At 66.8% G+C, this 23,300-nt stretch carries 25 protein-coding genes; 13 read left to right on the top strand and 12 right to left on the bottom strand.

The features are described 5' to 3' along the window. Positions 1-51 precede the first annotated feature (51 nt). Positions 52-1,770, top strand: a complete 1,719-nt coding sequence (locus QF040_RS01425; RefSeq protein ID WP_429609460.1) for a SulP family inorganic anion transporter — start codon at positions 52-54, stop codon at positions 1,768-1,770. Positions 1,771-1,789: 19 nt separating this feature from the next. Continuing rightward, positions 1,790-2,674, top strand: a complete 885-nt coding sequence (locus QF040_RS01420; protein ID WP_429609459.1) for a LysR substrate-binding domain-containing protein — start codon at positions 1,790-1,792, stop codon at positions 2,672-2,674. Between the two features lie 10 nt (positions 2,675-2,684). On the opposite strand, the gene QF040_RS01415 is transcribed toward QF040_RS01420, so the two are convergent. After that, the gene (locus QF040_RS01415) at positions 2,685-3,263 is read right to left on the bottom strand and encodes a DUF3299 domain-containing protein (RefSeq protein WP_429609457.1); all 579 of its coding nucleotides are present in this window, start codon (positions 3,261-3,263) and stop codon (positions 2,685-2,687) included. Between the two features lie 128 nt (positions 3,264-3,391). Here QF040_RS01415 and QF040_RS01410 point away from each other — a divergent pair, with 128 nt between their 5' ends. After that, positions 3,392-3,919, top strand: a complete 528-nt coding sequence (locus QF040_RS01410; RefSeq protein WP_429609455.1) for a hypothetical protein — start codon at positions 3,392-3,394, stop codon at positions 3,917-3,919. On the opposite strand, the gene arfB is transcribed toward QF040_RS01410, so the two are convergent. The 4 genes from arfB to clpB all read right to left on the bottom strand — a co-directional run bounded on the left by arfB (position 3,888) and on the right by clpB (position 8,596). Beyond that, a complete protein-coding gene (gene arfB / locus QF040_RS01405) occupies positions 3,888-4,295 on the bottom strand; it encodes an alternative ribosome rescue aminoacyl-tRNA hydrolase ArfB (protein ID WP_429609453.1) in 408 nt (135 codons plus the stop codon). The genes QF040_RS01410 and arfB overlap by 32 nt on opposite strands. Positions 4,296-4,320: 25 nt before the next feature. Then, on the bottom strand, positions 4,321-5,505 hold the full coding sequence (locus QF040_RS01400; protein WP_429609452.1) for an acetyl-CoA C-acyltransferase family protein: 1,185 nt from the start codon (positions 5,503-5,505) through the stop codon (positions 4,321-4,323). 118 nt (positions 5,506-5,623) lie between these two features. Continuing rightward, positions 5,624-5,965: a hypothetical protein gene (locus QF040_RS01395; RefSeq protein WP_373424300.1), complete on the bottom strand. Its 342-nt coding sequence runs from the start codon at positions 5,963-5,965 to the stop codon at positions 5,624-5,626. Positions 5,966-5,974: 9 nt separating this feature from the next. After that, positions 5,975-8,596, bottom strand: a complete 2,622-nt coding sequence (clpB, locus tag QF040_RS01390; protein ID WP_429609450.1) for an ATP-dependent chaperone ClpB — start codon at positions 8,594-8,596, stop codon at positions 5,975-5,977. A gap of 141 nt (positions 8,597-8,737) precedes the next feature. Between clpB and QF040_RS01385 the strand changes: the two genes are divergently transcribed. Further along, the gene (locus QF040_RS01385) at positions 8,738-9,733 is read left to right on the top strand and encodes a Bug family tripartite tricarboxylate transporter substrate binding protein (RefSeq protein ID WP_429609448.1); all 996 of its coding nucleotides are present in this window, start codon (positions 8,738-8,740) and stop codon (positions 9,731-9,733) included. A 6-nt stretch (positions 9,734-9,739) separates the two neighbouring features. On the opposite strand, the gene QF040_RS01380 is transcribed toward QF040_RS01385, so the two are convergent. Continuing rightward, on the bottom strand, positions 9,740-10,216 hold the full coding sequence (locus QF040_RS01380) for a molybdenum cofactor biosynthesis protein MoaE (protein ID WP_429609446.1): 477 nt from the start codon (positions 10,214-10,216) through the stop codon (positions 9,740-9,742). 253 nt (positions 10,217-10,469) lie between these two features. On the opposite strand from QF040_RS01380, the gene dapA reads away from it, so the two are divergent. Beyond that, complete coding sequence (gene dapA / locus QF040_RS01375) at positions 10,470-11,366, top strand: 4-hydroxy-tetrahydrodipicolinate synthase (RefSeq protein ID WP_429609445.1); 897 nt, start codon at positions 10,470-10,472, stop codon at positions 11,364-11,366. On the opposite strand, the gene QF040_RS01370 is transcribed toward dapA, so the two are convergent. From QF040_RS01370 to QF040_RS01345, 6 genes are all read right to left on the bottom strand, one after another. Further along, on the bottom strand, positions 11,353-11,604 hold the full coding sequence (locus QF040_RS01370; RefSeq protein ID WP_429609443.1) for a MoaD/ThiS family protein: 252 nt from the start codon (positions 11,602-11,604) through the stop codon (positions 11,353-11,355). The two genes, dapA and QF040_RS01370, sit on opposite strands and share 14 nt — an antisense overlap. Positions 11,605-11,611: 7 nt before the next feature. After that, a complete protein-coding gene (locus tag QF040_RS01365; protein WP_429609441.1) occupies positions 11,612-12,901 on the bottom strand; it encodes a molybdopterin molybdotransferase MoeA in 1,290 nt (429 codons plus the stop codon). Next, positions 12,894-13,439: a molybdopterin-guanine dinucleotide biosynthesis protein B gene (gene mobB / locus QF040_RS01360; RefSeq protein ID WP_429609439.1), complete on the bottom strand. Its 546-nt coding sequence runs from the start codon at positions 13,437-13,439 to the stop codon at positions 12,894-12,896. The genes QF040_RS01365 and mobB overlap by 8 nt, the downstream gene beginning before the upstream one ends. 18 nt (positions 13,440-13,457) lie before the next feature. Then, positions 13,458-14,873, bottom strand: coding sequence for a threonine synthase (gene thrC, locus QF040_RS01355; protein ID WP_429609437.1), 1,416 nt, complete (start codon positions 14,871-14,873; stop codon positions 13,458-13,460). Beyond that, on the bottom strand, positions 14,870-16,192 hold the full coding sequence (locus QF040_RS01350) for a homoserine dehydrogenase (protein WP_429609435.1): 1,323 nt from the start codon (positions 16,190-16,192) through the stop codon (positions 14,870-14,872). The genes thrC and QF040_RS01350 overlap by 4 nt, the downstream gene beginning before the upstream one ends. A 93-nt stretch (positions 16,193-16,285) precedes the next feature. Continuing rightward, positions 16,286-17,518, bottom strand: a complete 1,233-nt coding sequence (locus QF040_RS01345) for a pyridoxal phosphate-dependent aminotransferase (RefSeq protein WP_429609433.1) — start codon at positions 17,516-17,518, stop codon at positions 16,286-16,288. A 99-nt stretch (positions 17,519-17,617) separates the two neighbouring features. Between QF040_RS01345 and QF040_RS01340 the strand changes: the two genes are divergently transcribed. From QF040_RS01340 to QF040_RS01305, 8 genes are all read left to right on the top strand, one after another. Beyond that, positions 17,618-18,001, top strand: coding sequence for an Mth938-like domain-containing protein (locus QF040_RS01340; protein ID WP_013540533.1), 384 nt, complete (start codon positions 17,618-17,620; stop codon positions 17,999-18,001). A 135-nt stretch (positions 18,002-18,136) separates the two neighbouring features. Then, positions 18,137-18,613, top strand: a complete 477-nt coding sequence (locus QF040_RS01335; protein WP_007830801.1) for a peroxiredoxin — start codon at positions 18,137-18,139, stop codon at positions 18,611-18,613. A gap of 219 nt (positions 18,614-18,832) precedes the next feature. Next, entirely contained in the window at positions 18,833-20,614 is a 1,782-nt protein-coding gene (locus QF040_RS01330; RefSeq protein WP_429609431.1) for a PhoH family protein, read from the top strand. 153 nt (positions 20,615-20,767) lie between these two features. Beyond that, a complete protein-coding gene (locus tag QF040_RS01325; protein WP_429609429.1) occupies positions 20,768-21,139 on the top strand; it encodes a VOC family protein in 372 nt (123 codons plus the stop codon). 6 nt (positions 21,140-21,145) lie between these two features. Then, complete coding sequence (locus tag QF040_RS01320) at positions 21,146-21,595, top strand: EVE domain-containing protein (RefSeq protein ID WP_429609427.1); 450 nt, start codon at positions 21,146-21,148, stop codon at positions 21,593-21,595. A gap of 45 nt (positions 21,596-21,640) precedes the next feature. Continuing rightward, positions 21,641-22,090: a GyrI-like domain-containing protein gene (locus tag QF040_RS01315; protein WP_429609425.1), complete on the top strand. Its 450-nt coding sequence runs from the start codon at positions 21,641-21,643 to the stop codon at positions 22,088-22,090. Continuing rightward, positions 22,087-22,551: a 6-O-methylguanine DNA methyltransferase gene (locus QF040_RS01310; RefSeq protein ID WP_429609423.1), complete on the top strand. Its 465-nt coding sequence runs from the start codon at positions 22,087-22,089 to the stop codon at positions 22,549-22,551. Before QF040_RS01315 ends, QF040_RS01310 begins: the two co-directional genes overlap by 4 nt. Further along, positions 22,551-23,297 carry a helix-turn-helix transcriptional regulator gene (locus tag QF040_RS01305; protein ID WP_429609421.1) on the top strand — a complete coding sequence of 249 codons (747 nt, stop codon included), beginning with the start codon at positions 22,551-22,553 and terminating at the stop codon, positions 23,295-23,297. Before QF040_RS01310 ends, QF040_RS01305 begins: the two co-directional genes overlap by 1 nt. Positions 23,298-23,300: the final 3 nt, after the last annotated feature.

Below are 23,300 nucleotides of genomic sequence, written 5' to 3'. Positions count from 1 at the left end.
GCGCACCGCGCATGTGCTTGCCGTTTCTCCCTGTGCGCGCGTAACGACTCCATGACCCCGGCTGCCTCCCCCTCTTCCCTGCGCCAGCGCATCGCGCGCTGGGTTCCCTGTCTTGCATGGCCCCGTCCTTCCGCGGGGCTGCTGCGCAGCGAGGCGATGGCCGGCATCACCGTGGCGCTGATGGTCATTCCGCAAGGCGTGGCGTATGCGGCGCTCGCCGGCATGCCGCTGGTCACCGGCGTGTATGCAGCGCTGTTCCCCGCGCTGATCGCGGTGATGTTCAGTTCGTCGCAACGGCTGTCGGTCGGGCCCACGGCGCTCACCAGCCTGCTGGTCGGCGCCTCGCTCGCGCCGCTCGCGGTGGCGGGCAGCGACGAATGGGTGGCGATGGCGGTGTGGCTCACGCTGATGTCCGGAACGATCCAGATCGTGCTGGGCGCGGGGCGCTTCGGCTGGCTGCTGCGGTTGGTCAATTCACCGGTGCTGATCGGCTTCACGCAGGGCGCGGCGGTGCTGATCGCGATCTCGCAGTTGCCGTCGCTGCTGGGCTTCACGGGGCGCACCATTCCGCAGGTGCTGCAGGGCGGGCCGCTGCCCGATCTCGTGGCCATCGCCTTCGGCCTGGGCAGCATCGCGGTCCTGTGGCTGGGCAAGCGGTTCGTGCCGCGCTTTCCGACCACGATGGCCTTGGTGGCGGGCGCCGCGGCCATCAGCTGGGTCATGAACTACGCGCTGCGCGGCGGCGCGGTGGTCGGCAGTCTCCCTTCGGGCCTGCCCTCGTTCTACTGGCCCGGCCTGCTCCCGTTGAGCACCTTCAGCGCGCTGGTGCTGCCCGCGCTGATGATCACGCTGGTGAGCTTCCTGGAGACCGCCTCCAGCGCCAAGGTCGACAACGCGCGCGCCGGCACGCTGTGGAACGAAAACCAGGACCTGATCGGCCAGGGTCTCGCCAAGCTGGCCTCGGGTTTCACGGGCGCATTCCCGACCAGTTCGTCGTTCTCGCGTTCGGCCATCACGCTGTATGCGGGTGCGCAGACCGGGTGGGCGACGCTTTTCAGCGTGGTCGTTGTGGCCGGTGCGCTGCTGTGGCTGATGCCGCTGCTGTACCACGTGCCGCAGGCGGTGCTGGCGGCGGTGGTGGTCACGGCCATCCTCGGGCTGGTGAAGCCCGCGAGCTTCACCGCGCTCTGGCGCGTCTCGCGCATCGAGGCGGGCATCGCCTTCGGCACCTTCGTGCTGACGATCGCGACCGCGCCCAGCATCTACTGGGGCGTGCTCGGCGGCCTGCTCGCGAGCATGGCGCACTACATGTACCGCCACCTGCATCCGCGCATCATCGAAGTGGGCCTGCACCCCGACGGCAGCCTGCGCGACCGCAACCTCTGGAAGCTGCCGCCGCTCGCGCCGCAGCTCTATGCGCTGCGCATGGACGCCGAACTCGACTTCGCCTCCGCCTCCACGCTCGAACGCGCGCTCACCGTTGCGCTGGCCGAGCGCCCCGACCTCACCGATGTGTGCCTCTTCGCGCAGCCCATCAACCGCATCGACATCACCGGCGCCGAAGTGTTCGGCTCGATCCGCCGGATGATGGAAGCCAAGGGCGTGCGCCTGCACCTCAGCGGCATGAAGCTGCCGGCGATGGAGGTGCTGGAGCGCGCCGGCCTGCTCGCGCCGGGGCCGATGCTCTTCAGCTACCGAACCGACGGCGAAGCGCTTGCGGCGCTGATGCCGCGCATCGAGGTGCCGACAGAGGCCGAGACCGCGGGCTGACGGCACGAGCAGCGGCCCCATGAAAACCACCATCGAAGAACTCGTCGCGTTTCGCACGGTGGTGGACACCGGCTCGATCACCGCCGCGGCCGAGCAGCTCGGCCACACGGTCTCGGGCATCAGCCGCGCGTTGAGCCGGCTCGAACAGAAGCTCGATACCACGCTGATGCGCCGCACCACGCGACGCCTCGAACTCACCGAAGAAGGCGCGGCCTTTTTGCAGCGCACCCGCGCGATCCTCGATGCGATCGACGATGCCGAGGAGCAGATGGCCGCGCGCCGCGAGCAGCCTGCCGGCCGTCTGCGCGTGAACGCGGCTTCGCCCTTCATGCTGCACGCCATCGTGCCGCTGGTGCCCGAATTCCGGGCGCTCTACCCGCAGATCAGCCTGGAGCTGGACACCGACGACCTGCCCATCGACCTCCTGGAGCGCCGCACCGACATCGCCATCCGCATCGGGCCGCTGCGCGACTCCACGCTGCATGCGCGGCCGCTGGGCACGCACCGCCTGCGCGTGCTTGCGAGCCCGGCGTATCTGGAGGCGCATGGCAAGCCGCGCACCGCCGCCGAGCTGGCCGATCACGCCCTGCTGGGCTTCACGCAACCCGAGTCGCTCAACCGCTGGCCGCTGCGCGGGGCGCATGGCGACGAATGGGCCATCGCCCCGACACTCGCCGCATCGAGCGGCGAGACGCTGCGCCAACTCGCCTTGGCCGGCGCAGGCATCGTGTGTCTCGCGGATTTCATGACTGCCGCCGACCGCGCGAGCGGTGCGCTGGTGCAGGTGCTCGCGAAGGAAACGGTGGATGTGCGCCAGCCAGTGAACGCGGTGTACTACCGCAACACGCAACTGTCGGCGCGGATCACGTCGTTCCTCGACTTTTTGTCGCAGCGAATGACGTGAATGCGGGCGCTTATTTCGGCTGGGCCGGAACGAAGCGCTCCACCGCCGCCGACTTGATCTCGTACCCGCTCACGCCCATGTCCGCCGAAGCGTAGCGCGCGGCCTTCAGGACGCCGCTGACCTTCACCGTGTCCATTGCGTGCAGGCCCTTGAAGGCCTGGTCGGCGATCACGTGCACGATCTGGTTGGCGGGCGGGGGCGGCGTATGGATGCAGGCGCCGAAGTACGGCACGAGAAGGAATTCGCGGATGCCGTCCTGCGTGCTGTCCAGCGGCACGACAAAACCCGCGAGCTTGGCCGCGGTGCCGTCGAGTGCCACGTTGACCGGGGCGTTGTCCCAGACGGCGCGCATCTCGTCGAGCATCTGGATCGCGCGGGGGTCGTTGTCGCGCAGGGCTTCAAGGCTGATGTTGCGGTAGCGCTTGGTCGGGTCCCAGCTCTTGGGGATGAGTTCGTCCCAATTGAGCTCCGGGGCCGAGGCGACGCTCGCATTGCTGGCGGTGGCGGACCCGGGTCCGCAGCCCGCGAGCCCGAAGGCCGTGAGCGCGAGGAACAGCGCCGTCAGGGCACGCGCGAGGAAAACTGTCATGGCGTCAATTGTGCTTGGAAGATGTTTCAGACCCATAACGCGGGGCCGAGTTGCCTCTTTTTGAAGCAAATGGCACAAATTCCGGTCAACGCGCCAGAATGCCGCACCACGATATCGAGGAGATCCGCATGGCAGCTACAGGATGGCTGGGACTCACGTCCCTCGGCTTGATTCACACCGCGATCAGCCTGATCGCCGTCTTCGCGGGGATCGTCGCCCTGCTGCGCTACAAGGAAATCACCCTGCGCACCGGATGGGGCCAGGTCTTCGTCTGGACCACCGTGCTCACCTGCCTGACCGGCTTCGGCATCTTCCAGCACGGCGGCTTCGGCAAGCCGCATGCGCTGGGCATCATCACGCTGGCCGCGCTGGCGGTCGGTGCACTGGCCGGCCGGGGCAGCCTCGGAAAGAACTCGCGCTACATCGAGGCCGTCGCCTATTCGGCGAGCTTTCTCTTTCACTGGATTCCGGCCTTCACCGAGACGCTGACGCGCCTTCCGCTCGGCGCGCCGCTGCTGTCGAGCGCCGAGGCGCCCGAACTCAAGGCGATCACCGGCGTGCTCGGCGCGCTGTATCTGGTCGGCGTGACGCTGCAGATCAAGCGGCTGCGCGGCGACAAGCCGGTCAGTCCCGCACCGGCCCGCGCAGGTTCTTGATCTGCGAGCGCTGGCTCTTGCCTTCGAGCCGGCGCTGCTTCGAACCGTAGGTGGGCTTGGTGGCGCGCCGCACGCGCGGCGGCGTGGCCACGGTGTCGACCACCGCCTGCAGGCGCGCAAGCGCATCGGCGCGGTTCATCTCCTGCGTGCGGTGCTGCTGCGCCTTGAGCACGAAGACGCCCTCCTGCGTGATCCGGCTGTCGCGCAGCGCGAGCAGCCGCTCCTTCACGTCGGCGGGCAGCGAACTCGCATGGATGTCGTAGCGCAGGTGCACCGCGCTCGACACCTTGTTGACGTTCTGCCCGCCCGCGCCCTGCGCACGGATGGCGCTGATCTCGACTTCGTCGGGGTCGATCAGGATGGGTGGGCGGAGCATGTCCGCAAGTGTGCCCCGAACGCGCTCAGACGCGCTCGAACACCGCAGCAATGCCCTGCCCGCCGCCGATGCACATCGTGACCAGCGCATAGCGCCCGCCCGTGCGGTGCAGCTCGGCGATGGCCTTCGTCGTGATGATCGCGCCGGTCGCGCCCACCGGATGGCCGAGCGAAATGCCCGAGCCGTTCGGGTTCACCTTGGCCGGATCGAAGCCCAGCTCCTTGATGACCGCGCAGGCCTGTGCCGCGAAGGCTTCGTTCGACTCGATCACGTCGAAGTCGTTGACCTTGAGCCCCGTGCGCTCCAGCACCTTGCGCGTGGCCGGAACGGGGCCGATGCCCATGTAGGCGGGTTCGACGCCCGCGTGCGCGTAGCCGACGAGGCGCGCGAGCGGCTTCAGGCCCAGCGCCTTCACACGGCCGCCTTCGGCCAGCACGACGGCCGCCGCGCCGTCGTTGATGCCCGAGGCATTGCCTGCGGTGACGAGCCCGTCCTTCTTGAATGCGGGCTTCATCTTCGAGAGCGTGTCGACGGTGGTGTCGGCGCGCACGTGCTCGTCGGTGTCGAACACGACGACACCCTTGCGCGTCTTCACCTCGACCGGAACGATCTGTTCCTTGAAGCGGCCAGCGGCAATGGCGGCGGCCGCGCGCTGCTGGCTGGTGGCGGCCAGCTCGTCCATTTGCTCCCGCGTGATGCCGTAGCGCGCAGCCACGTTCTCGGCGGTGATGCCCATGTGGATCTTCTCCCACGGGTCGTGAAGGATGCCCAGCATGTAGTCGACCAGCACCGCGTCGCCCATGCGGGCGCCATAGCGGGCGGAAGTGTCGAAATACGGGCCGCGGCTCATCGATTCCGAACCGCCGCCGATGGCGATGTCGCAATCGCCCAGCGCAATGGCCTGCGCCGCCGACACGATGGCCTGCAGGCCCGAGCCGCAGAGGCGGTTGACGTTGAAGGCCGGCGTCTCGATGGGGCAGCCCGCATCGATGGCGGCCACGCGGCTCAGGTACGCGTCCTTCACATCGGTGGGAATCACATTGCCCATCACCACATGGCCGATGGCATCGGCCGCGAGGCCGCTGCGTTCGATGGCGGCCTTGACGGCGGTGGTGGCCAGTTGGGTGTTGGGCACGTCCTTCAGCGCGCCGCCGAAGGTGCCGATGGCGGTGCGGGCGGTGCCGACCACGAAGATGTCGCGTTGGGTCATGAAAACGTCTCTCCTGGATGAAAGCGCGCCGCCGATGATGGCGGCGCAGGAGGACGATTTTGACGGCGAATGGCAGAGGGGCTGTCGCCCCTGCCCCGGAGCCGTCAGCGCGGGCGGATCAACCCCGCGGAGCGGGCTTCGGCGAGACGTCGGTCACGTCGCTGGCGCTGCCGCGGATGCGTTCGGGGCGCACCACCGATTCACCGCGCGCACGCGCATTGGTGACGTCGGCGGCGTTGGGCTCGGCCGGTTTTGCCGCATTGCGGAATCGATCGAAGCCCGAGCGCGGATTGAAGCGCCCGCCCATCGAAGTCATCCAGGGGGTCACGGGCTTGCCCGTGAGACGCCCCCAGGCGTAGCGCACGCCCCACACGGCGGCCAGCAGCATGACCGCGACGGCGAGGCTGGCCGCGAAAACCAGCCCCAGGAGCAGAAGAATGACGCGAAGAATGAAGTTCATCATCCGACTTTAGGCCGAGGCCGCCGCCGTTGGTTCCCCGCCCTTGCTGAACGAGAACTGGCCCGGCGACTGGATCGGGTCGGTGTTGACCTCGATCGTGTCCTTCGGCCCGAAGCTGCCGTCGAGCAGCAGCCGCGAGAGCGGGTTCTCGATGCGCTGCTGGATCGCACGCTTGAGCGGCCGCGCGCCGAACACCGGGTCGAAGCCGACCTTGGCGATCTCGGCCAGCGCCGCGGGCGATACGTCCAGGCCCAGGTCCATCTTCGCGAGACGCGCCTTGAGCACCTTCAGCTGGATCGCGGCGATCGATTCGATGTTCTTCGCGTCGAGCGCATGGAACACGACCGTCTCATCGATGCGGTTCAGGAACTCGGGGCGGAAGTAGTTCTTCAGCTCGTCCCACACCGCTTCCTTGATCTCTTCGGAAGGCTTGCCCACCATGGCCTGGATGATCGGCGAGCCGATGTTGCTGGTCATCACGATCACCGTGTTCTTGAAGTCCACGGTGCGGCCCTGGCCGTCGGTGAGGCGCCCATCGTCGAGCACCTGCAGCAGCACGTTGAAGACGTCCGGATGCGCCTTCTCGACCTCGTCGAGCAGCACCACGCTGTAGGGCTTGCGGCGCACGGCTTCGGTGAGGTAGCCGCCCTCTTCGTAGCCCACGTAGCCCGGCGGCGCGCCGATGAGGCGCGCGACCGAATGCTTCTCCATGAACTCGCTCATGTCGATGCGGATCAGGTGGTCTTCGCTGTCGAACAGGAAGCCCGCGAGCGCCTTGCACAGCTCGGTCTTGCCCACGCCCGTGGGGCCGAGGAACAGGAACGAGCCCGTGGGGCGGTTCGGATCGGACAGACCCGAGCGCGAGCGGCGGATCGCATTCGCGACCGCACCGATGGCCTCGTCCTGGCCGACCACGCGCTCGTGCAGCTTGTCTTCCATCACGAGCAGCTTGTCGCGCTCGCCTTGCATCAGCTTGGCGACCGGGATGCCGGTGGCGCGCGCCACGACCTCGGCGATTTCTTCCGCGCCGACCTGCGTGCGCAAGAGCGTGGGCGCGCTGGACTTGCCCTTGCTCGCCTCGTTGGCCTCGGCTTCCTTCAGGCGCTTCTCCAGCGCGGGCAGCTGGCCGTATTGCAGCTCGGCCAACTTGTTGAAGTCGCCCTTGCGCTCCCATTCCTTGATCTCGGTCTTGAGCTTCTCGATTTCCTCGCGGATGTGCGCGCTGCCCTGGGCCTGGGCCTTCTCGGCCTGCCAGATCTCGTCGTAGTCGGCGATTTCCTTCTGCAGCTTGGCGATCTCGTCCTCGATGAGGCCGAAGCGCTTCTGCGAGGCCTCGTCCTTCTCGCGGCGCACGGCTTCGCGCTCGATCTGCAGCTGGATGAGGCGGCGGTCGAGGCGGTCCATCACCTCGGGCTTGGAGTCCATCTCGATCTTGATCTTGGCCGCGGCCTCGTCGATCAGGTCGATGGCCTTGTCGGGCAGGAAGCGGTCGGTGATGTAGCGGTCACTCAGTTCGGCCGCGGCCACGATGGCCGGGTCGGTGATCTGCACGCCGTGGTGCACTTCGTACTTCTCCTGCAGGCCGCGCAGGATCGCGATGGTGGCCTCGACGCTCGGCTCGCCCACGATGATCTTCTGGAAGCGGCGCTCCAGGGCTGCATCCTTCTCGATGTACTTGCGGTATTCGTCCAGCGTGGTGGCGCCCACGCAGTGCAGCTCGCCGCGCGCGAGCGCAGGCTTGAGCATGTTGCCCGCGTCCATTGCGCCCTCGGCCTTGCCGGCGCCGACCATGGTGTGCAGCTCGTCGATGAAGACGATGGTCTGGCCTTCGTCCTTCGCGAGTTCGTTGAGCACGGTCTTCAGGCGCTCCTCGAACTCGCCGCGGAACTTGGCGCCGGCCAGCAGCGAGGCCATGTCGAGCGACAGCACCCGCTTGCCCTTGAGCGAATCGGGCACCTCGCCCGCGACGATGCGCTGCGCGAGGCCTTCGACGATGGCGGTCTTGCCCACGCCGGGTTCTCCGATGAGCACCGGGTTGTTCTTGGTGCGGCGTTGCAGCACCTGGATGGCGCGGCGGATTTCCTCGTCGCGACCGATGACCGGGTCGAGCTTGCCGAGACGCGCGCGCTCGGTCAGGTCCATCGTGTATTTCTTGAGCGCCTCGCGCTGGCCTTCGGCATCGGCGCTGTTCACGCCCTGCCCGCCGCGCACGGCGTCGATGGCCGACTCGAGCGACTTGCGGCCGAGGCCGTTTTCTTTCGCGATCTTGCCGATGTCGGACTTGCTGTCGGCCACGGCCAGGAGGAAAAGTTCGCCGGCGATGAACTGGTCATTGCGCTTGATGGCTTCCTTCTCGGTGGCCTGCAGCAGCTTGCCCAGCTCGGGGCCGACCTGCACGATGTCGTGGCCCTGCACCTGGGGCAGCTTCTTGATGGCGGCCTCGGCCGCCTGTGCGAGACCCGGCACATTCACGCCGGCACGCTCCAGCAATGCGCGGGGGCCGTCGTCCTGGCGCAGCATCGCGACCAGCAGGTGGGCCGGCTCGATGTAGGCGTTGTCGTTGCCGAGCGCCAGCGTCTGCGCGTCGCTCAGCGCTTCCTGAAATTTGGTGGTGAGTTTGTCTTGTCGCATGGTGGTATTCCTGCATCCAAAATAGGGCCGTTCGGGCACGATTCAAGGTTGCAAACCGGGCTCGTGCCTTGGGCACGGGTATTGCACGGTGCCCCGCACCTTTCTGCCGTAGGCATTTCTCTCTCTCGAATGGAGTCGATCATGGTTTTTTCAATGCAGCGCGTCCAGCCGGTGCGCCGCGCACTCAGCGTGGGACTTTTCGCGGCCGCCATGGGCATGACCGGACTGGCGCAGGCCCAGAGCGGCACGCCGGTCCGCATCCTGGTCGGCTTCCCCGCCGGTGCCGGCACCGACGCCATTGCGCGCACATTGGGTGAAAAGCTCAAGGACGTGCTGGGCGTGCCGGTGGTGGTCGAGAACCGCGGCGGCGCGGGCGGCCAGATCGCCGCGACCGTGCTGAAGTCGTCGCCCGCCGACGGGCACACGCTGTTCCTCTCGCACGACCACACGATCTCGATCCTGCCGCAGGTGGTGAAGAACCCGGGCTTCAATCCCGCCACCGATTTCGTGCCCGTGGCCGGCTTCGCCACCTTCGCCAACGTGCTGGCCGTCTCGGGCGGCACGCCGGCCCAGAGCATCGACGACTACATCAAGTGGGTCCGCACGCAGAAGGGCGGCAAGGAAACGATCGGCATCCCGGCGCCGGCCTCGATCCCCGAATTCCTGGTGAAGATGATCTCGGACAAGTACAAGATCGACGTGCAGCCCGCGCCCTACCGCGGCAGCGCGCCGATGGTGGCCGACATGCTGGGCAACCAGATCACCGCGGGCATCGCCTCGGTGCCGGACTTCATCGAGAACCACAAGGCGGGCAAGGTGCGCATCGTGGCCTCCATCGGCGCCAAGCGCCAGGCGGTGATTCCGAACGTGCCGACCTTCACCGAGCTGGGTTTCTCGAACCTGGAAGACCTGCCCTACTACGGCATCTTCGCGCCGGTGGGCACGCCGCAGCCGATCATCGACAAGTACGGCGATGCGCTGCAGAAGGTGCTGGCGATGCCCGACGTGAAGCAGAAGCTCACGACGATGGGCCTGACAGTCGGCTACGAGCCACAGGGCCAGTTCGCAGGCCGCGTGCGCTCGTACACGCAGACGTGGGAACGGATCATCCAGGCCAGCGGGTTCAAGCCGCTTTGAACTGCTTCAAGCGTTCGGGGCAGAGATGCCCCAGCGCGCCAACGCCGCGTCGTCGCTGACGCGCGCATCGACCCAGCGGGCGCCTTCGGGCGTCTGTTCTTTTTTCCAGAACGGGGCCTGGGTCTTCAGGTAATCCATCAGGAACTCGCAGGCCTCGAAGCTCTGGCCGCGGTGGGCCGAGATCACCGCCACCATCATGATCTGGTCGAGCGGCTGCAGGAGGCCGACGCGGTGGATCACGCGGGCGCCCAGGATGTCGAAGCGCTTGTGCGCCTCGTCGATCATGGCCTCGATGGCTTTCTCGGTCATGCCCGGGTAGTGCTCCAGCTCCATCGAGGCGACGGTGCTGCCGTCGTTGCGGTCTCTCACGGTGCCGATGAAGCTGCAGACGGCGCCCACGCGCTTGTCGCCCGCGCGCAACGCGGCCAGCTCCTGGCTCAAGTCGAAATCATTCGTCTGGATCGAAACACGCGCAACGCTCATGTCCGGATTGTGTCATCGAGATAGACTGCGTTCATGCCTTGCCTCGCCACGCTCTCCACGGTGCCTTCGCACCCCGAGAGCCGTTGCGCGCGCCAGGGCAGCAAAGCCAAAAAACCAAAGCTCGTCTGACCGGAGCTGCGGTTCCGTCGTCGGATGAGCGACGGAACCTGCCCAGAGGCTTTGACCCCAGCATGGTTGTGCGCGCATCGGATGGTGGTTCTTTCCATCGGTTGATTCCTGAAAGGAAGCCTGCGTGCCACAACAACAAACCACCGCCCCCGTCCCTGTTTTTTCGGGTCTCTGGATTCCGCTCGTCACGCCGTTCCGCGACGGCGCAGTCGACCACCCTGCGCTCGCCGCGCTGACCCGGCGCCTCGCCGCCGACGGCGTGGCCGGCTTCGTGGTCTGCGGCTCGACCGGCGAAGCCGCCGCGCTCGACGAGGCGGAGCAACTGGCTTCGCTCGATACCGTGCAAGCCGCCGCCGGTGGCCTGCCGGTCGTCATGGGCCTCTCGGGCTACCACCTGGGCAAGACCACTGCCTGGGTGCGCAAGCTCTCGGAACGGCCCCTGGCGGGCCTGCTGGTGCCCGCGCCGCACTACATCCGACCATCGCAGGCCGGGTTGCTCGAATGGTTCCGCGCGATTGCCGATGCGAGCGCGGTGCCGGTGCTGATCTACGACATTCCGTACCGCACAGGCGCCACCCTCTCGCGCGAGACGCTGCTCGCGCTGGCCGCACATCCGCGCATCCAGGGCATCAAGGACTGCGGCGGCGACATGGCCAAGACGCGCGCGCTGATCGCCGATGGCCGGCTGCAGGTGCTGTCGGGCGAAGACCACCAGATCTTCTCGACGGTCGCCGAAGGCGGCGTGGGCGCCATCGCGGCGAGCGGGCATGTGCAGACCAAGCGCTTCGTCCAGGTGCTGCGCCTCCTGGCCGACAACCGCGTGGCCGAAGCGCGCGCCGAGTGGCAGCCGTTGCAGCCGCTGATCGAGATGCTGTTCGCCGAATCGAACCCCGGCCCAGTGAAGGCATTGCTCGCTCATGCCGGTGCGCTGCGCGACGAACTGCGTTCGCCGATGACGCGCGCCTCCGACGGTCTTCGCGAGCGCCTCGTGGCGCTGGACGCGCGGCTCAGCCGCCCGTAACCGGCGGGAAGAACGCGACCTCGCAGCCTTCGTGCAGGGCTGCGGCTTCGTCGCTCATGACCTGGTCGAGCGCCATGCGCACCGCCTTGCCGCGCGCAAGGGCGGTGGCGTGCGCGCCGCCGCGTGCGATGAGTTCGTCGCGCAGCGCGGCGAGCGTTGCGGCGCGGGTGTCGACGGTTTCGTTGCTGCTGGAGAGCGCCTCGCGCACCGAGGCGAAATAACGGATCTGGACCTTCATGGGAATGTCAGGCGAGCAGCGAGGCGAAGGGAATGAAGTTCACGGTGTCGCCCGACTTGATCGTCTGGCCCGAGGGGTTGTCGACGAGGCCGTCGCCCCAGACCATCGAGGTCAGCACGCCCGAACTCTGGTTGGCGAACAGGTCGAGCCCGCCCGCGGCGTTGCGCCGTGCGCGCAGGAACTCGCGGCGCTTGTCGGCGCGGAGCCAGTCGAAATCGGCGCGCATCTGCACGGCCTCGGGCATCACGCGCTCGGCGCCCTGCAGCGTCAGCAGGAACGGGCGCACGAGCATCAGGAAGGTGAGAAAGCTCGACACCGGATTGCCGGGCAGCCCCGTGACATGGCACACGCCCTGCCCGCTGCTGCGCGCGATGGACCCATAGGCGAAAGGCTTGCCGGGCTTCATCGACAGCGACCACAGCTGCAACTCGCCGAGCGTCTGCAGCGCGGCGCGGATGTGGTCTTCCTCACCGACGGAGACGCCGCCGGTGGTGATGATCAGGTCGCTCGCCTCGGCCGCGTCGCGCAGTGCCGCGATGGTGGTCTCGCGGTTGTCGGGCACGATGCCCAGGTCGTTCACCTCGCACCCCAGCCGGTGCAGCAAGGCGCGCATGAAGAAGCGGTTGGAGTTGTAGATCGCGCCGGGCTTCATCGCATCGGGCGCGACCTCGCCTGGCATCACCAGCTCGTCGCCGGTGGAAAGCATCGCCACGCGCGGCTTGCGCGCCACCTGCAGTTTGTGGAAGCCGACGCTGGCCGCGAGGCCGAGCGCAGCGGGCGTGAGGCGTTCGCCCTTCTTCAGCACGACGTCGCCGGAGGCCACGTCCTCGCCCGCACGGCGGACCCATTGGCCGGCCGCGGGAACGATCGCGATGCGCACGGAACCCAGGCTGCCTTCCTGCGGCGTGGCGGTCGTGTCTTCCTGCATCACGACGGCGTCGGCGCCCTCGGGAATCTGCGCGCCGGTGAAGATGCGCGCCGCGGTGCCGGCCGCGAGCGGCGTGCCGACGATGCCGGCGGGAATGCGCTGCGTCACCTGGAGCACGGCACCGGGCGCGACGCAATCGGCCGCACGTACCGCATAACCGTCCATTGCGCTGTTGTCGCGCGGCGGCACGGTGAGGCCCGAGACGAGATCCTGCGCGAGCACGCGGCCGTCGGCGTCGAAGGTGACGACGCTCTCGTCGGGAAGCTTCGGTGCGGCCTTGGCCAGCAACTGCGCGATGGCCTCGTCCAACGGCATCAACGGAGGCCGCGCGTTGGACGCGGAGAACGGAACGGGAGGTGTGTCAGCCATGTTGTTCCGGGTTGTACTCGAAGCGCTCGCCATTGGCGATGAGCCACTGCGCGATGGCCTCGGCGTCGTTGAGGTCGAACAGCGGCCGGGCCGTGGGCTCCGGCAAGCTGCCCGGCGCATCGGTCGCGATGGCGGTGACGAACGGATCGTCCGGATAGAGCACCGGCCGCAGCGTCTCGCCCGCCTCGGGCACGCGCCAGACCTCGATCTTGTGCACGTTGCTGTGGCGAAAACCCTCGACCAGCACCCAGTCGGCGGCCGGGTGCAACTCGGCCAGCAACTGGTGCACGCTGAGCTCGACCGGCGTTTCGAATTCGCGCATCACCGCCAGGCGCTTGTCGGAGGCCACGACCACCTCGAAGGCGCCCGCCTCGCGGTGGCGGTAGGTGTCCTTGCCGGGATGGTCGATGTCGAACTTGTGATGCGCATGCTTGACCACCGAGACGCGCTGGCCGAGCCGCTTGAGCACGGGGATCAGCTTTTCGACCAGCGTGGTCTTGCCCGCGCCCGAGTAGCCGGCGAAGCCGACGACTTTCATGCCGGTTCCTCGCTGCGATCAGTCACAGTTTTGTGCGATGTAGGCCTTCACGGCTTCGGCGTCCGCCGGCAGCTTGACCACGCGCTTGGGCAGCGCCTCGATGCCCTCGAACTTTGCAGGCCGGTCGGGTTCGTGGCCCAGCGCTTCGACGATCGTCGCGGCGAACTTGATCGGCAGCGCCGTTTCGAGCACCACCATCGGCACGCCCGGCGCGAGGAATTCGCGTGCGGCTTTAAGACCGTCGGCTGTGTGCGGATCAACCAATGTGGCAAAGCGCTTCTCGGTGTCGCGGATGGTGGCCAGGCGGTCGGCGTGCGTGCTGCGGCTGCTCACGAAACCGAAGCGCCCGGCCGCGTCCTTGAACGCCGCATCGGCGCTCAGATCGAAGCGGCCTTCCAGGCCCAGGTCTTCGACGAAGAGCTTGCGCAGCTTGCCGGCATCGCGGCCCACCAGGTCGAACACGAAGCGCTCGAAGTTGCTGGCCTTGCTGATGTCCATCGACGGGCTGGAGGTCTCGTGCGTGTCGGCCGCGCCGCGCACGCGGTAGATGCCGGTGCGGAAGAACTCGTCGAGCACGTCGTTCTCGTTGGTGGCGACCACCAGCGTCTGGATCGGCAGGCCCATCATGCGGGCCACGTGGCCCGCGCAGACGTTGCCGAAGTTGCCCGAGGGCACGGTGAAGCTCACCGGCTTGTCGTTGCTGGCCGTGGCCTGGAAATAGCCGGCGAAGTAGTAGACGACCTGCGCGAGCAGCCGCGCCCAGTTGATCGAGTTGACCGTGCCGATGCGGTACTTGCGCTTGAAGCCCAGGTCGTTGGACACCGCCTTCACGATGTCCTGGCAGTCGTCGAACACGCCGGTGATGGCGATGTTGTGGATGTTCTCGTCCTGCAGGCTGAACATCTGCGCCTGCTGGAACGGGCTCATGCGGCCGTCCGGCGAGGTCATGAAGACGCGCACGCCCTTCTTGCCGCGCATCGCGTACTCGGCCGCGCTGCCTGTGTCGCCGCTGGTGGCGCCCAGGATGTTGAGCTCGGCGCCGCGGCGGGCCAGTTCGTACTCGAACAGGTTGCCCAGGAGCTGCATCGCCATGTCCTTGAAGGCCAGCGTAGGGCCGTTGGACAGGGCTTCGATGTACACGCCGTCCTCGAGCTCGCGCAGCGGCACGATCTCGTCGGTGCCGAACACCTCGGCGGTGTAGGTCTTGGCGCAGATGGCCTTCAGGTCGGCCGCGGGAATGTCGTCGATGTAGAGCGAGAGGATCTCGAAGGCCAGCTCGGCATACGGCAGCTCGCGCCATTTGGCGAGCATGGCGGCATCGACCTGCGGGTAGGTTTCCGGCAGGTACAGGCCGCCATCGGGCGCGAGGCCTTCGAGGAGGATTTCGCAGAAACGCTTGCGGTCGGGGTGACCGCGGGTGCTCAGGTAGTTCACTTCAACTCTTCCTTGCGAATGCGCACGATGGGTTCGAGCACGGTAGGCAGCGCCTGCAGCTCGGCCAGCACATCGTCGACGGTGCCTTCGCGCGCATCGTGCGTGAGGATGATGAGGTCGGTCTGCGTGGAGCCCTCGCCGCCCACTTCGTCGGCTTCGCGCTGCAGCACGGCGTCGATGCTGATGCCGGCGGTGGCCAGGAGGCCCGTCACCTTGGCGAGCACGCCGGCCTGGTCGGCCACGCGCAGGCGCAGGTAGTAGCTGGTGACGACCTCGGCCATCGGCAGCACCTTGAGGTCGCTCATCGCGTCGGGATGGAAGGCCAGGTGCGGCACGCGGTGCGCGGCATCGGCGGTGTGCAGGCGGGTGATGTCGACCAGGTCGGCGATCACGGCGCTCGCGGTCGGCTCGCTGCCGGCGCCCTTGCCGTAGTAGAGCGTGGTGCCGACGGCGTCTCCGTGCACGACCACCGCGTTCATCGCGCCTTCGACGTTCGCCAGCAGGCGCTTCGATGGCACCAGCGACGGGTGCACGCGCAGCTCGATGCCCTTGGCCGTGCGCTTGGTGATGCCCAGGAGCTTGATGCGGTAGCCGAGTTGCTCGGCGTACTTGATGTCCTGCGCGGCGAGCTTGGTGATGCCCTCGATGTGCGCCTTGTCGAACTGCACCGGGATGCCGAACGCGATGGCGCTCATCAGCGTGACCTTGTGGCCGGCGTCGACGCCTTCGATATCGAAGGTCGGGTCGGCTTCGGCGTAGCCGAGGCGCTGGGCTTCCTTCAGCACGGTGGCGAAGTCCAGGCCCTTGTCGCGCATCTCGGAGAGGATGAAGTTCGTGGTGCCGTTGATGATGCCGGCCAGCCACTGGATGCTGTTGGCTGTGAGGCCTTCGCGCAGCGCCTTGATGATCGGGATGCCGCCGGCGACGGCCGCTTCGAAAGCCACCATCACGCCCTTGGCGTGCGCAGCCGCGAAGATCTCGGTGCCGTGCACCGCGAGCAGCGCCTTGTTGGCGGTGACCACGTGCTTGCCGGCCGCAATCGCTTCGAGCACCAGTTGCTTCGCGACGCCGTAGCCGCCGATCAGCTCGATGACGATGTCGATGTCGGGGTTGGCGATGATCTCGCGCGCATCGGCCACCACCTTGACGCCTTCGCCGGCCACTTCGCGGGCGCGGGCGGTGTCCAGGTCGGCCACCATGGTGATCTCGATGCCGCGGCCGGCGCGGCGCTTGATTTCTTCCTGGTTGCGCTGGAGCACCTTGAAGGTGCCGCTGCCGACCGTGCCTGCGCCGAGGAGGCCTACTTGGATGGGTTTCATTGGGAGAGTCGCGCTCATGGCGTTGGTGATTTGGAGGAGGCAGGCTTCAGGTGTCGCCAGCAAGGCCACGGCACACGCCGTGACCGGCAGATTTCAGGATGCCGTCTTGCGGCGCAGTCGGTACTGCTCGAGGAACTTCGCAATGCGGTTGATGGCCTCGCGCAGGTCGTCTTCGTGGGGCAGGAACACGATGCGGAAATGGTCCGGCGTGGCCCAGTTGAAGCCGGTGCCCTGCACCAGCATCACGCGGGTTTCCTTCAGCAGTTCGAGGAAGAACTGGCGGTCGTCGGTGATCGGGTAGACCTCGGGGTCGAGCCTCGGAAACATGTAGAGCGCGGCGCTCGGCTTGACGCAGGTCACGCCCGGGATGGCGGTGATCAGTTCGTAGGCCAGGTCGCGCTGGCGGCGGAGACGCCCGCCGTCGCAGACCAGGTCATTGATGCTCTGGTAGCCCCCCAGCGCCGTCTGGATCGCCCACTGGCCCGGCACGTTGGCGCACAGGCGCATGTTCGAGAGCATGTTCAGGCCCTCGATGTAGTCCTGTGCGGCACGCTTGTCGCCCGAGACAACAACCCAGCCGGCGCGGTAGCCGCACGAGCGGTAGCTCTTGGAGAGCGAATTGAAGGTGAGCGTGAGCACGTCGGTCGACAGGCTGGCAATGGCGGTGTGCTTCACGTCGTCGTACAGCACCTTGTCGTAGACCTCATCGGCAAAGATCACGAGGCCGTGTTCGCGGGCGATGGCCACGATGCTCTTGAGCAGATCGTCGGAATAGAGCGCGCCGGTCGGGTTGTTCGGGTTGATGACCACGATGCCCTTGGTGCGGGGCGTGATCTTGGCGCGGATGTCGTCCAGGTTGGGCATCCAGCCATTGGCCTCGTCGCACAAGTAATGCACCGGGGTGCCGCCCGAGAGGCTGGTGGAGGCGGTCCACAGGGGGTAGTCGGGGGCTGGCAGGAGGAGCTCGTCGCCGTCGTCGAGCAGCGCGTTCGTGGACATCGCGATGAGCTCGCTGGCGCCGTTCCCCAGGTAGATGTCATCGAGCGTGACGCCGGCAATGCCCTGCTTCTGGGTCTCGTGCATCACGGCCTTGCGCGCGGCGAAGACGCCCTTGCTGTCCGAATAGCCCGCCGAATTCGGCAGGTTGCGGATCATGTCCTGCTGAATCTCCTCGGGCGCATCGAAGCCGAACACGGCGAGATTGCCGATATTGAGCTTGATGATCTTCTGGCCGTCGTCCTCCATCTGCTTGGCCGCGTCCATGATGGGACCGCGGATGTCGTAGAGAACGTTGGCCAGCTTGGCCGATTTCTTGAGCTGCTTCAAAGGGCCCTCCCGGGCGGGTTTACGCGAGGATCAAAGGCCCCTGCAGGCCTCGTGTCACTGGGGAAAACCTATAATTTGACCACAGTTCACAGTGACCAGATGAAGCTCCAGCCAGACAAATCAGACGCCCAGTCCCTCACCGCACACGGCCCCGGCTGGGTCGCGATCAACAACGAAAAGGTCGAGGGCAGCGTGGTGGTCGGCTCCCGCGGGGAGCGTTTCGAGTGGAATTGCACCCGTTTCGACGAACTCGGTCCGGAACACTTCGCGCAGCTTGCCGAGCTCGGGGCCGAATTGATCATTTTCGGCAGCGGAACCCGCATCCGCTTTCCGCAGCCTGCCTGGCTCCAACCCCTGATGGCGCGGCGCACCGGCGTCGAGACCATGGACACCCCGGCGGCCTGCCGGACCTACAACATCCTGGCCGGCGAAGGCCGGCATGTGATTGCCGCCCTGCTGATCGAGAGCCCGTCGGCTGACTGAGAGGGGTATTTTCGGGGTAAAATAGCGGGTTGCGAACAGGCCAGCTACCCCAAAGTTAGCAACGACCAATCCTCCGTGCATCGAGTCTGCCCCGAAGAACTTGATCCATGGAATCTAACGGAGAAAACAAGTTTCATGGCGATCGTTGTCAACAAACCCATTCCTGAATTCGACGCCAACGCCACGGGCGGCCTCAAGGTCTCGAATACCTCGCATCTCGGCCACGTGCTGGTCATGTATTTCTACCCGAAAGATAACACCCCGGGTTGCACGACCGAAGCGATGCAATTCCGCGACCGCTACAAGGATTTCGAGAAGGCCGGCGCCACCGTTTTCGGCGTTTCCCGTGACAACATGAAGTCGCACGACGAATTCAAGGCCAAGCTCGAATTGCCCTTCGAACTCATCGCCGACACCGAAGAGAAGATGTGCCACATGTTCGGCGTGGTCAAGAACAAGATCATGTACGGCAAGAAGGTCAAGGGCATCGAACGCAGCACCTTCCTGATCGGCGCTGACGGCATCCTGAAGGCCGAATGGCGCGGCCTGAAGGTTCCGGGCCACGTCGACGACGTGCTCAAGGCAGTCAAGGCGCTCAAGAAGGCCGCCTGACGCCGCAAGACGCGACGAGGGGCCGCTTTGATGGATTGCGTGGGGAATGCCCAACGCAGTACGTAAAAGCCGCAAAGAGCCTCTGGCGCGTCATCTGCGGTGTGCATAATGGCCTCATGCCGTTGAGCTCCACGACCGCATCCCCCGAACAAAGCCGCCTTGGTCTTCAGGCGGCTTTTTCGTTTCTTGGTTTCCACTTTCCTGCGAGCGACTCCACACATGCCATTGCCTCCCGCCCCCACGAAACGCGCCGCATTGCTCTCGCCGGACGCGATCGACGCGCCCGCCCGGTCCTCGCACAGGGGGTCGCGCCGCTCCGGCGACCAGCGCGCTGACGAAACGACATCGAACGGACCACAGCCGCTGGAGTTGTTCGACAACCTGAGCTCCGAGGCAGCAGGTGGCGGCGAAGCCTCGCGTCCGTCGCGCCGGGCCAAGTCGCGGCCGGCGCCTGCATCCGCCCCCGCTCCGCAGCAACCTGCCGCCATCCAGGTCGAGACCCGGGTCCCCACAACACCCGCCCCGACCTACGCTCCCGCAGCGGCCGCGCCCCAGGCCCCCGCACGCCCCAAGCGCAGCAAGTCCGCCGGTCCAGCCAAGCTGTTCGTACTCGACACGAACGTGCTGCTGCACGATCCGATGTGCCTGTTCCGCTTCGAAGAGCACGACATCTTCCTGCCGATGATCGTGCTGGAAGAGCTCGACGGTCACAAGAAGGGCACCACCGAAGTCGCCCGCAACGGCCGCCAGACCAGCCGCACGCTCGATGCGCTGGCCGGCGCGCAGGACGCCGACATCGACAAGGGCCTGAAGCTCGACACCACCGGCCATCGCGAGGCTGGCGGCCGGCTGTTCTTCCAGACCGCCCCGCTCGACTACTCGCTGCCGATCAGCCTGCCCCAGGGCAAGGCCGACAACCAGATCCTGGGCGTCGTGCACGCATTGCGCGACGAATACGCCAAGGACCGCCCCGGCAAGCCGAAGCAGGAAGTGGTGCTGGTGTCGAAAGACATCAACATGCGCGTCAAGGCGCGCGCTCTGGGCCTCGCCGCCGACGACTACCAGAACGACAAGACGCTGGAAGACGGCGACCTGCTCTACGCCGGTTCGCTCGCCCTCCCGCCCGACTTCTGGACCCGCCAGAGCAAGACCGTCGAGAGCTGGCAGAGCGGCAGCAACACCTTCTACCGGATCAGCGGTCCGATCGTGCCCAACCTGTACATCAACCAGTTCGTCTTCTTCGAGGCGCCGGGCGAGCCGAGCATGTACGCGCGCGTCACCGAGATTCGCGACAAGACCGCGGTGCTCAAGACGCTCAAGGACTACAGCTCGGGCAAGAACGCGGTGTGGGGCGTGAACACGCGCAACCGTGAGCAGAACTTCGCGATGAACCTGCTGATGGACCCCGAGATCGACTTCGTCACGCTGACCGGCACCGCCGGCACCGGCAAGACCCTGATGGCGCTGGCCTCGGGCCTCACGCAGGTGCTGGACGACCGCCGCTACACCGAGATCATCATGACCCGCGCCACGGTGAGCGTGGGCGAGGACATCGGCTTCCTGCCCGGCACCGAGGAAGAAAAGATGGGCCCCTGGATGGGCGCGCTGGACGACAACCTCGAGTTCCTGGCCAAAGGCGATGGCGGCGGCGCCGGCGAGTGGGGCCGCGCGGCCACCAACGAGCTGATCCGCAGCCGCATCAAGGTCAAGAGCATGAACTTCATGCGCGGGCGCACCTTCCTGAACAAGTACGTGATCATCGACGAGGCGCAGAACCTGACGCCCAAGCAGATGAAGACGCTGATCACCCGCGCCGGCCCGGGCACCAAGATCATCTGCATGGGCAACCTGGCGCAGATCGATACGCCGTACCTCACGGAAGGCTCCTCGGGCCTGACCTTCGCGGTCGACAAGTTCAAGGGCTGGCCGCACGGCGGGCACATCACGCTGGCGCGCGGCGAACGCTCGCGACTGGCTGACTTCGCGAGCGACGTGCTCTAAAAAGCGCCTTCCTCGATCCCATCGAACCCGCGCATGCTCCCAGGGGCATCGCGGGTTTTTTTCGTCCCGTGTTGACAGGCTCCTGACAAGACGTTGTCAGGAGGCGGCTCGCACCATCAGGGCTCCTTCCAACACAACGAAAGAGAGCTCCTCATGCAGAACGCAATCACCTGGTTCGAGATTCCGGTCGCCGACTTGGATCGCGCCCAAGCCTTCTACGAAACCGTGCTGGCGCGCAAGCTGCGCCGTGAAAGTCTCGGCGGCGAAGCGTTGGCTATTTTTCCGTATGACGCTCCGGGTGTCGGCGGAGCCTTGCAGGCCGGCGCAAGTGCCTCTGCTCGCGCGGGCAGCAGCACCCGCATCTACCTCGACTGCATGCCCAGCATCGACGCCGTGCTCTCGCGCGTCGAGGCGGCCGGCGGACAGATCGTGGCGCCAAAGTCGGCGCTGCCGCCGGGCATGGGCTTCATCGCCCACCTGCGCGACACCGAAGGCAACGAGGTCGGCCTTCACGCCCTCGCCTGAACCGCCATGGCACAGCGCAACTGGATTGCAGTCGCCAGCGCCGAGCATGCGCGGCGCGGGCGCGACCACCGGCCGCTCGGCTTCATGCAGGTCGGCCACGGCAAGCTGGGTCCGCTCAAGCGCATCGCTGCGGGCGACCGCGTGGCCTACTATTCGCCGGCCACGGTGTTCGGCGGCACGGACAAGCTGCAGAGCTTCGTGTCGATCGGCATCGTGCTGCCCGGTGAGCCGTACGAATTCGATATGGGCGGAGGCTTCATCCCCTGGCGCCGCGACGTGAGCTATGCGGCCTCGCACGAGGCGCCCATCGCGCCGCTGATCGAGCGCCTCGCCTTCATCGAGACGCCCAAGCAGTGGGGCTACAAGTTCCGCTTCGGCATGTTCGACGTGACCGACGCCGACATGGCGCTGATCGCCCGGACCATGAAGGCCGACCTGAAAATGCTCGCCCTTTGAGCGGCATCACCCGAACAGAACATCGCAGACGCAGGAGAAGAATTCATGGAACCCGCCCGCCAACACCACGACGCCTTCCGTGTCGCCGGCCTCACGGCCCGCACGACCAATCGCGAAGAGAACGATCCCGCCACCGCCCGCATCGGCGCGCTGTGGGGCCGCTTCTTCGGCGAGCAGACCTATGAATCGACGCCCCATCGCACGAGCGACACGCGCATCTTCGGTATCTACTCCGCTTACGAGTCCGATGCCCACGGCCCCTTTGACATCACCGTCGGCGTGGCGGTGTCGGACGGCACGGACAGCGTAGCGATCGAAGCCGGCGACTACCTTGTCTTCAACGACCAGGGCGAGATGCCGCAGATGGTGATCGCCACCTGGCAACGCATCTGGCAGTATTTCGAGGCGCACCCGGAAATCGCGCGCCGCTACCGCAGCGATTTCGAAGCCTACGAGGGGCCCGACAAGGTGGCGATCCATATCGGAGTTGCATGAGCATGAAGAAGAGCTGGCGCGACAGGCTCGCCGGCTACCCTCACCTGCCGAACGTCAAGGAGATCCCTCCGCCCATGCAGAAGCGCCACGGCGAGGGCACCATCGCCACGCCTTCCCCTCGCGAGGTCGAGGAGGCGATGCGCGGCGTGCCCGAGGGCCGGCTCGCGACCGTGCTCGGCATCGGCGAGGACATCGCTGCGCGCCACCGCGCCACCATCGGCTGCACCGTGACCACGGCGATCTTTGCGCACATGGTCGCGCACGCCACCGAAGAATCGAAGACTCAGGACGGGACGCCTTACTGGCGCACCCTCAAGATCGGCGGCGAACTCAACCCGAAGTACCCCGGCGGCATCGAGGCGCAGATGGCCAGGCTCGAAGCCGAAGGCCACACGGTCGTGCAGCGCGGCAAGCGCTACTTCGTCGAAGGCTTCGCGAAGAAACTCTCCGGAACGCGCTGATGCGCCGCGCCGACCGCCTCTTCCAGCTCGTGCAGCTCATCCGCGGCCGCCGGCTCACCACGGCCGCGTTTCTCGCGCAGCGCCTGGAGGTCTCGGAGCGCACGGTGTACCGCGACGTGGCCGACCTGCAGCACCAGGGCGTGCCGATCGAAGGCGAAGCCGGCGTGGGCTACCGGCTGGGCGTGGGCTTCGAGCTGCCGCCGCTGATGTTCACGCAGGACGAGGCCTCGGCGCTCGTGGCGGCGGCGCGGCTCGCGCAGAGCTGGGTCGATCCGGCGCTCGCGCGCGACATCGAATCGGGGCTGGGCAAGATCCTCTCGGTGCTGCCGCCAGCCGCACGCGTTTCGGCGGAGGCGCTGGCGCTCTACGCACCCGCGCTGGGGCTGGATGACGTCATGGGCGCCCGGCTGCAAGCCCTGCGGGAGGCCGTGCAGGCGCGCCAGAAGCTGCACCTCAACTATCGCGACGTGTCCGGCGATGCCAGCGAGCGCACGGTGCGGCCGCTCGGCTGCTTCTACTGGGGAAAGGTCTGGACGCTCTCGACCTGGTGCGAGCTGCGCAACGACTTTCGCGGCTTCCGCGTCGACCGCATGGACGCGGTCGAGGTGCTGCCCGATCGCTTTCGCGACGAACCGGGCAAGACGTTGGCCGATCTGTTGCGCCAGGTGAAGGCCCGGCAAGTGGAGACGACGCCGCCTGAACCGCAGACATGGCCGTCAAAGGCCCAGGGTCCTTCGGCTCTTTGACTC

Origin of the sequence: Variovorax sp. W2I14 (assembly GCF_050435205.1) — a bacterium.
Taxonomy (GTDB): domain Bacteria; phylum Pseudomonadota; class Gammaproteobacteria; order Burkholderiales; family Burkholderiaceae_C; genus Variovorax; species Variovorax paradoxus_C.
This window is presented reverse-complemented; position numbering and strand designations above follow the sequence as displayed.

Excerpts from the sequence above, each read along its gene's own strand:
- QF040_RS01370 (WP_429609443.1), bottom strand. The coding sequence starts at position 11,604 with ATGAAGGTCCAGATCCGTTATTTCGCCTCGGTGCGCGAGGCGCTCTCC.
- QF040_RS01380 (WP_429609446.1), bottom strand. The coding sequence starts at position 10,216 with ATGAGCGTTGCGCGTGTTTCGATCCAGACGAATGATTTCGACTTGAGC.
- QF040_RS01310 (WP_429609423.1), top strand. The coding sequence starts at position 22,087 with ATGAGCATGAAGAAGAGCTGGCGCGACAGGCTCGCCGGCTACCCTCAC.
- QF040_RS01395 (WP_373424300.1), bottom strand. The coding sequence starts at position 5,965 with ATGAACTTCATTCTTCGCGTCATTCTTCTGCTCCTGGGGCTGGTTTTC.
- QF040_RS01425 (WP_429609460.1), top strand. The coding sequence starts at position 52 with ATGACCCCGGCTGCCTCCCCCTCTTCCCTGCGCCAGCGCATCGCGCGC.
- QF040_RS01320 (WP_429609427.1), top strand. The coding sequence starts at position 21,146 with ATGGCACAGCGCAACTGGATTGCAGTCGCCAGCGCCGAGCATGCGCGG.
- QF040_RS01340 (WP_013540533.1), top strand. The coding sequence starts at position 17,618 with ATGAAGCTCCAGCCAGACAAATCAGACGCCCAGTCCCTCACCGCACAC.
- QF040_RS01415 (WP_429609457.1), bottom strand. The coding sequence starts at position 3,263 with ATGACAGTTTTCCTCGCGCGTGCCCTGACGGCGCTGTTCCTCGCGCTC.
- QF040_RS01385 (WP_429609448.1), top strand. The coding sequence starts at position 8,738 with ATGGTTTTTTCAATGCAGCGCGTCCAGCCGGTGCGCCGCGCACTCAGC.
- QF040_RS01305 (WP_429609421.1), top strand. The coding sequence starts at position 22,551 with ATGCGCCGCGCCGACCGCCTCTTCCAGCTCGTGCAGCTCATCCGCGGC.
- QF040_RS01365 (WP_429609441.1), bottom strand. The coding sequence starts at position 12,901 with ATGGCTGACACACCTCCCGTTCCGTTCTCCGCGTCCAACGCGCGGCCT.
- QF040_RS01325 (WP_429609429.1), top strand. The coding sequence starts at position 20,768 with ATGCAGAACGCAATCACCTGGTTCGAGATTCCGGTCGCCGACTTGGAT.
- arfB (WP_429609453.1), bottom strand. The coding sequence starts at position 4,295 with ATGCTCCGCCCACCCATCCTGATCGACCCCGACGAAGTCGAGATCAGC.
- QF040_RS01410 (WP_429609455.1), top strand. The coding sequence starts at position 3,392 with ATGGCAGCTACAGGATGGCTGGGACTCACGTCCCTCGGCTTGATTCAC.
- QF040_RS01420 (WP_429609459.1), top strand. The coding sequence starts at position 1,790 with ATGAAAACCACCATCGAAGAACTCGTCGCGTTTCGCACGGTGGTGGAC.
- QF040_RS01350 (WP_429609435.1), bottom strand. The coding sequence starts at position 16,192 with ATGAAACCCATCCAAGTAGGCCTCCTCGGCGCAGGCACGGTCGGCAGC.
- QF040_RS01330 (WP_429609431.1), top strand. The coding sequence starts at position 18,833 with ATGCCATTGCCTCCCGCCCCCACGAAACGCGCCGCATTGCTCTCGCCG.
- QF040_RS01315 (WP_429609425.1), top strand. The coding sequence starts at position 21,641 with ATGGAACCCGCCCGCCAACACCACGACGCCTTCCGTGTCGCCGGCCTC.
- QF040_RS01335 (WP_007830801.1), top strand. The coding sequence starts at position 18,137 with ATGGCGATCGTTGTCAACAAACCCATTCCTGAATTCGACGCCAACGCC.
- QF040_RS01400 (WP_429609452.1), bottom strand. The coding sequence starts at position 5,505 with ATGACCCAACGCGACATCTTCGTGGTCGGCACCGCCCGCACCGCCATC.
- mobB (WP_429609439.1), bottom strand. The coding sequence starts at position 13,439 with ATGAAAGTCGTCGGCTTCGCCGGCTACTCGGGCGCGGGCAAGACCACG.
- clpB (WP_429609450.1), bottom strand. The coding sequence starts at position 8,596 with ATGCGACAAGACAAACTCACCACCAAATTTCAGGAAGCGCTGAGCGAC.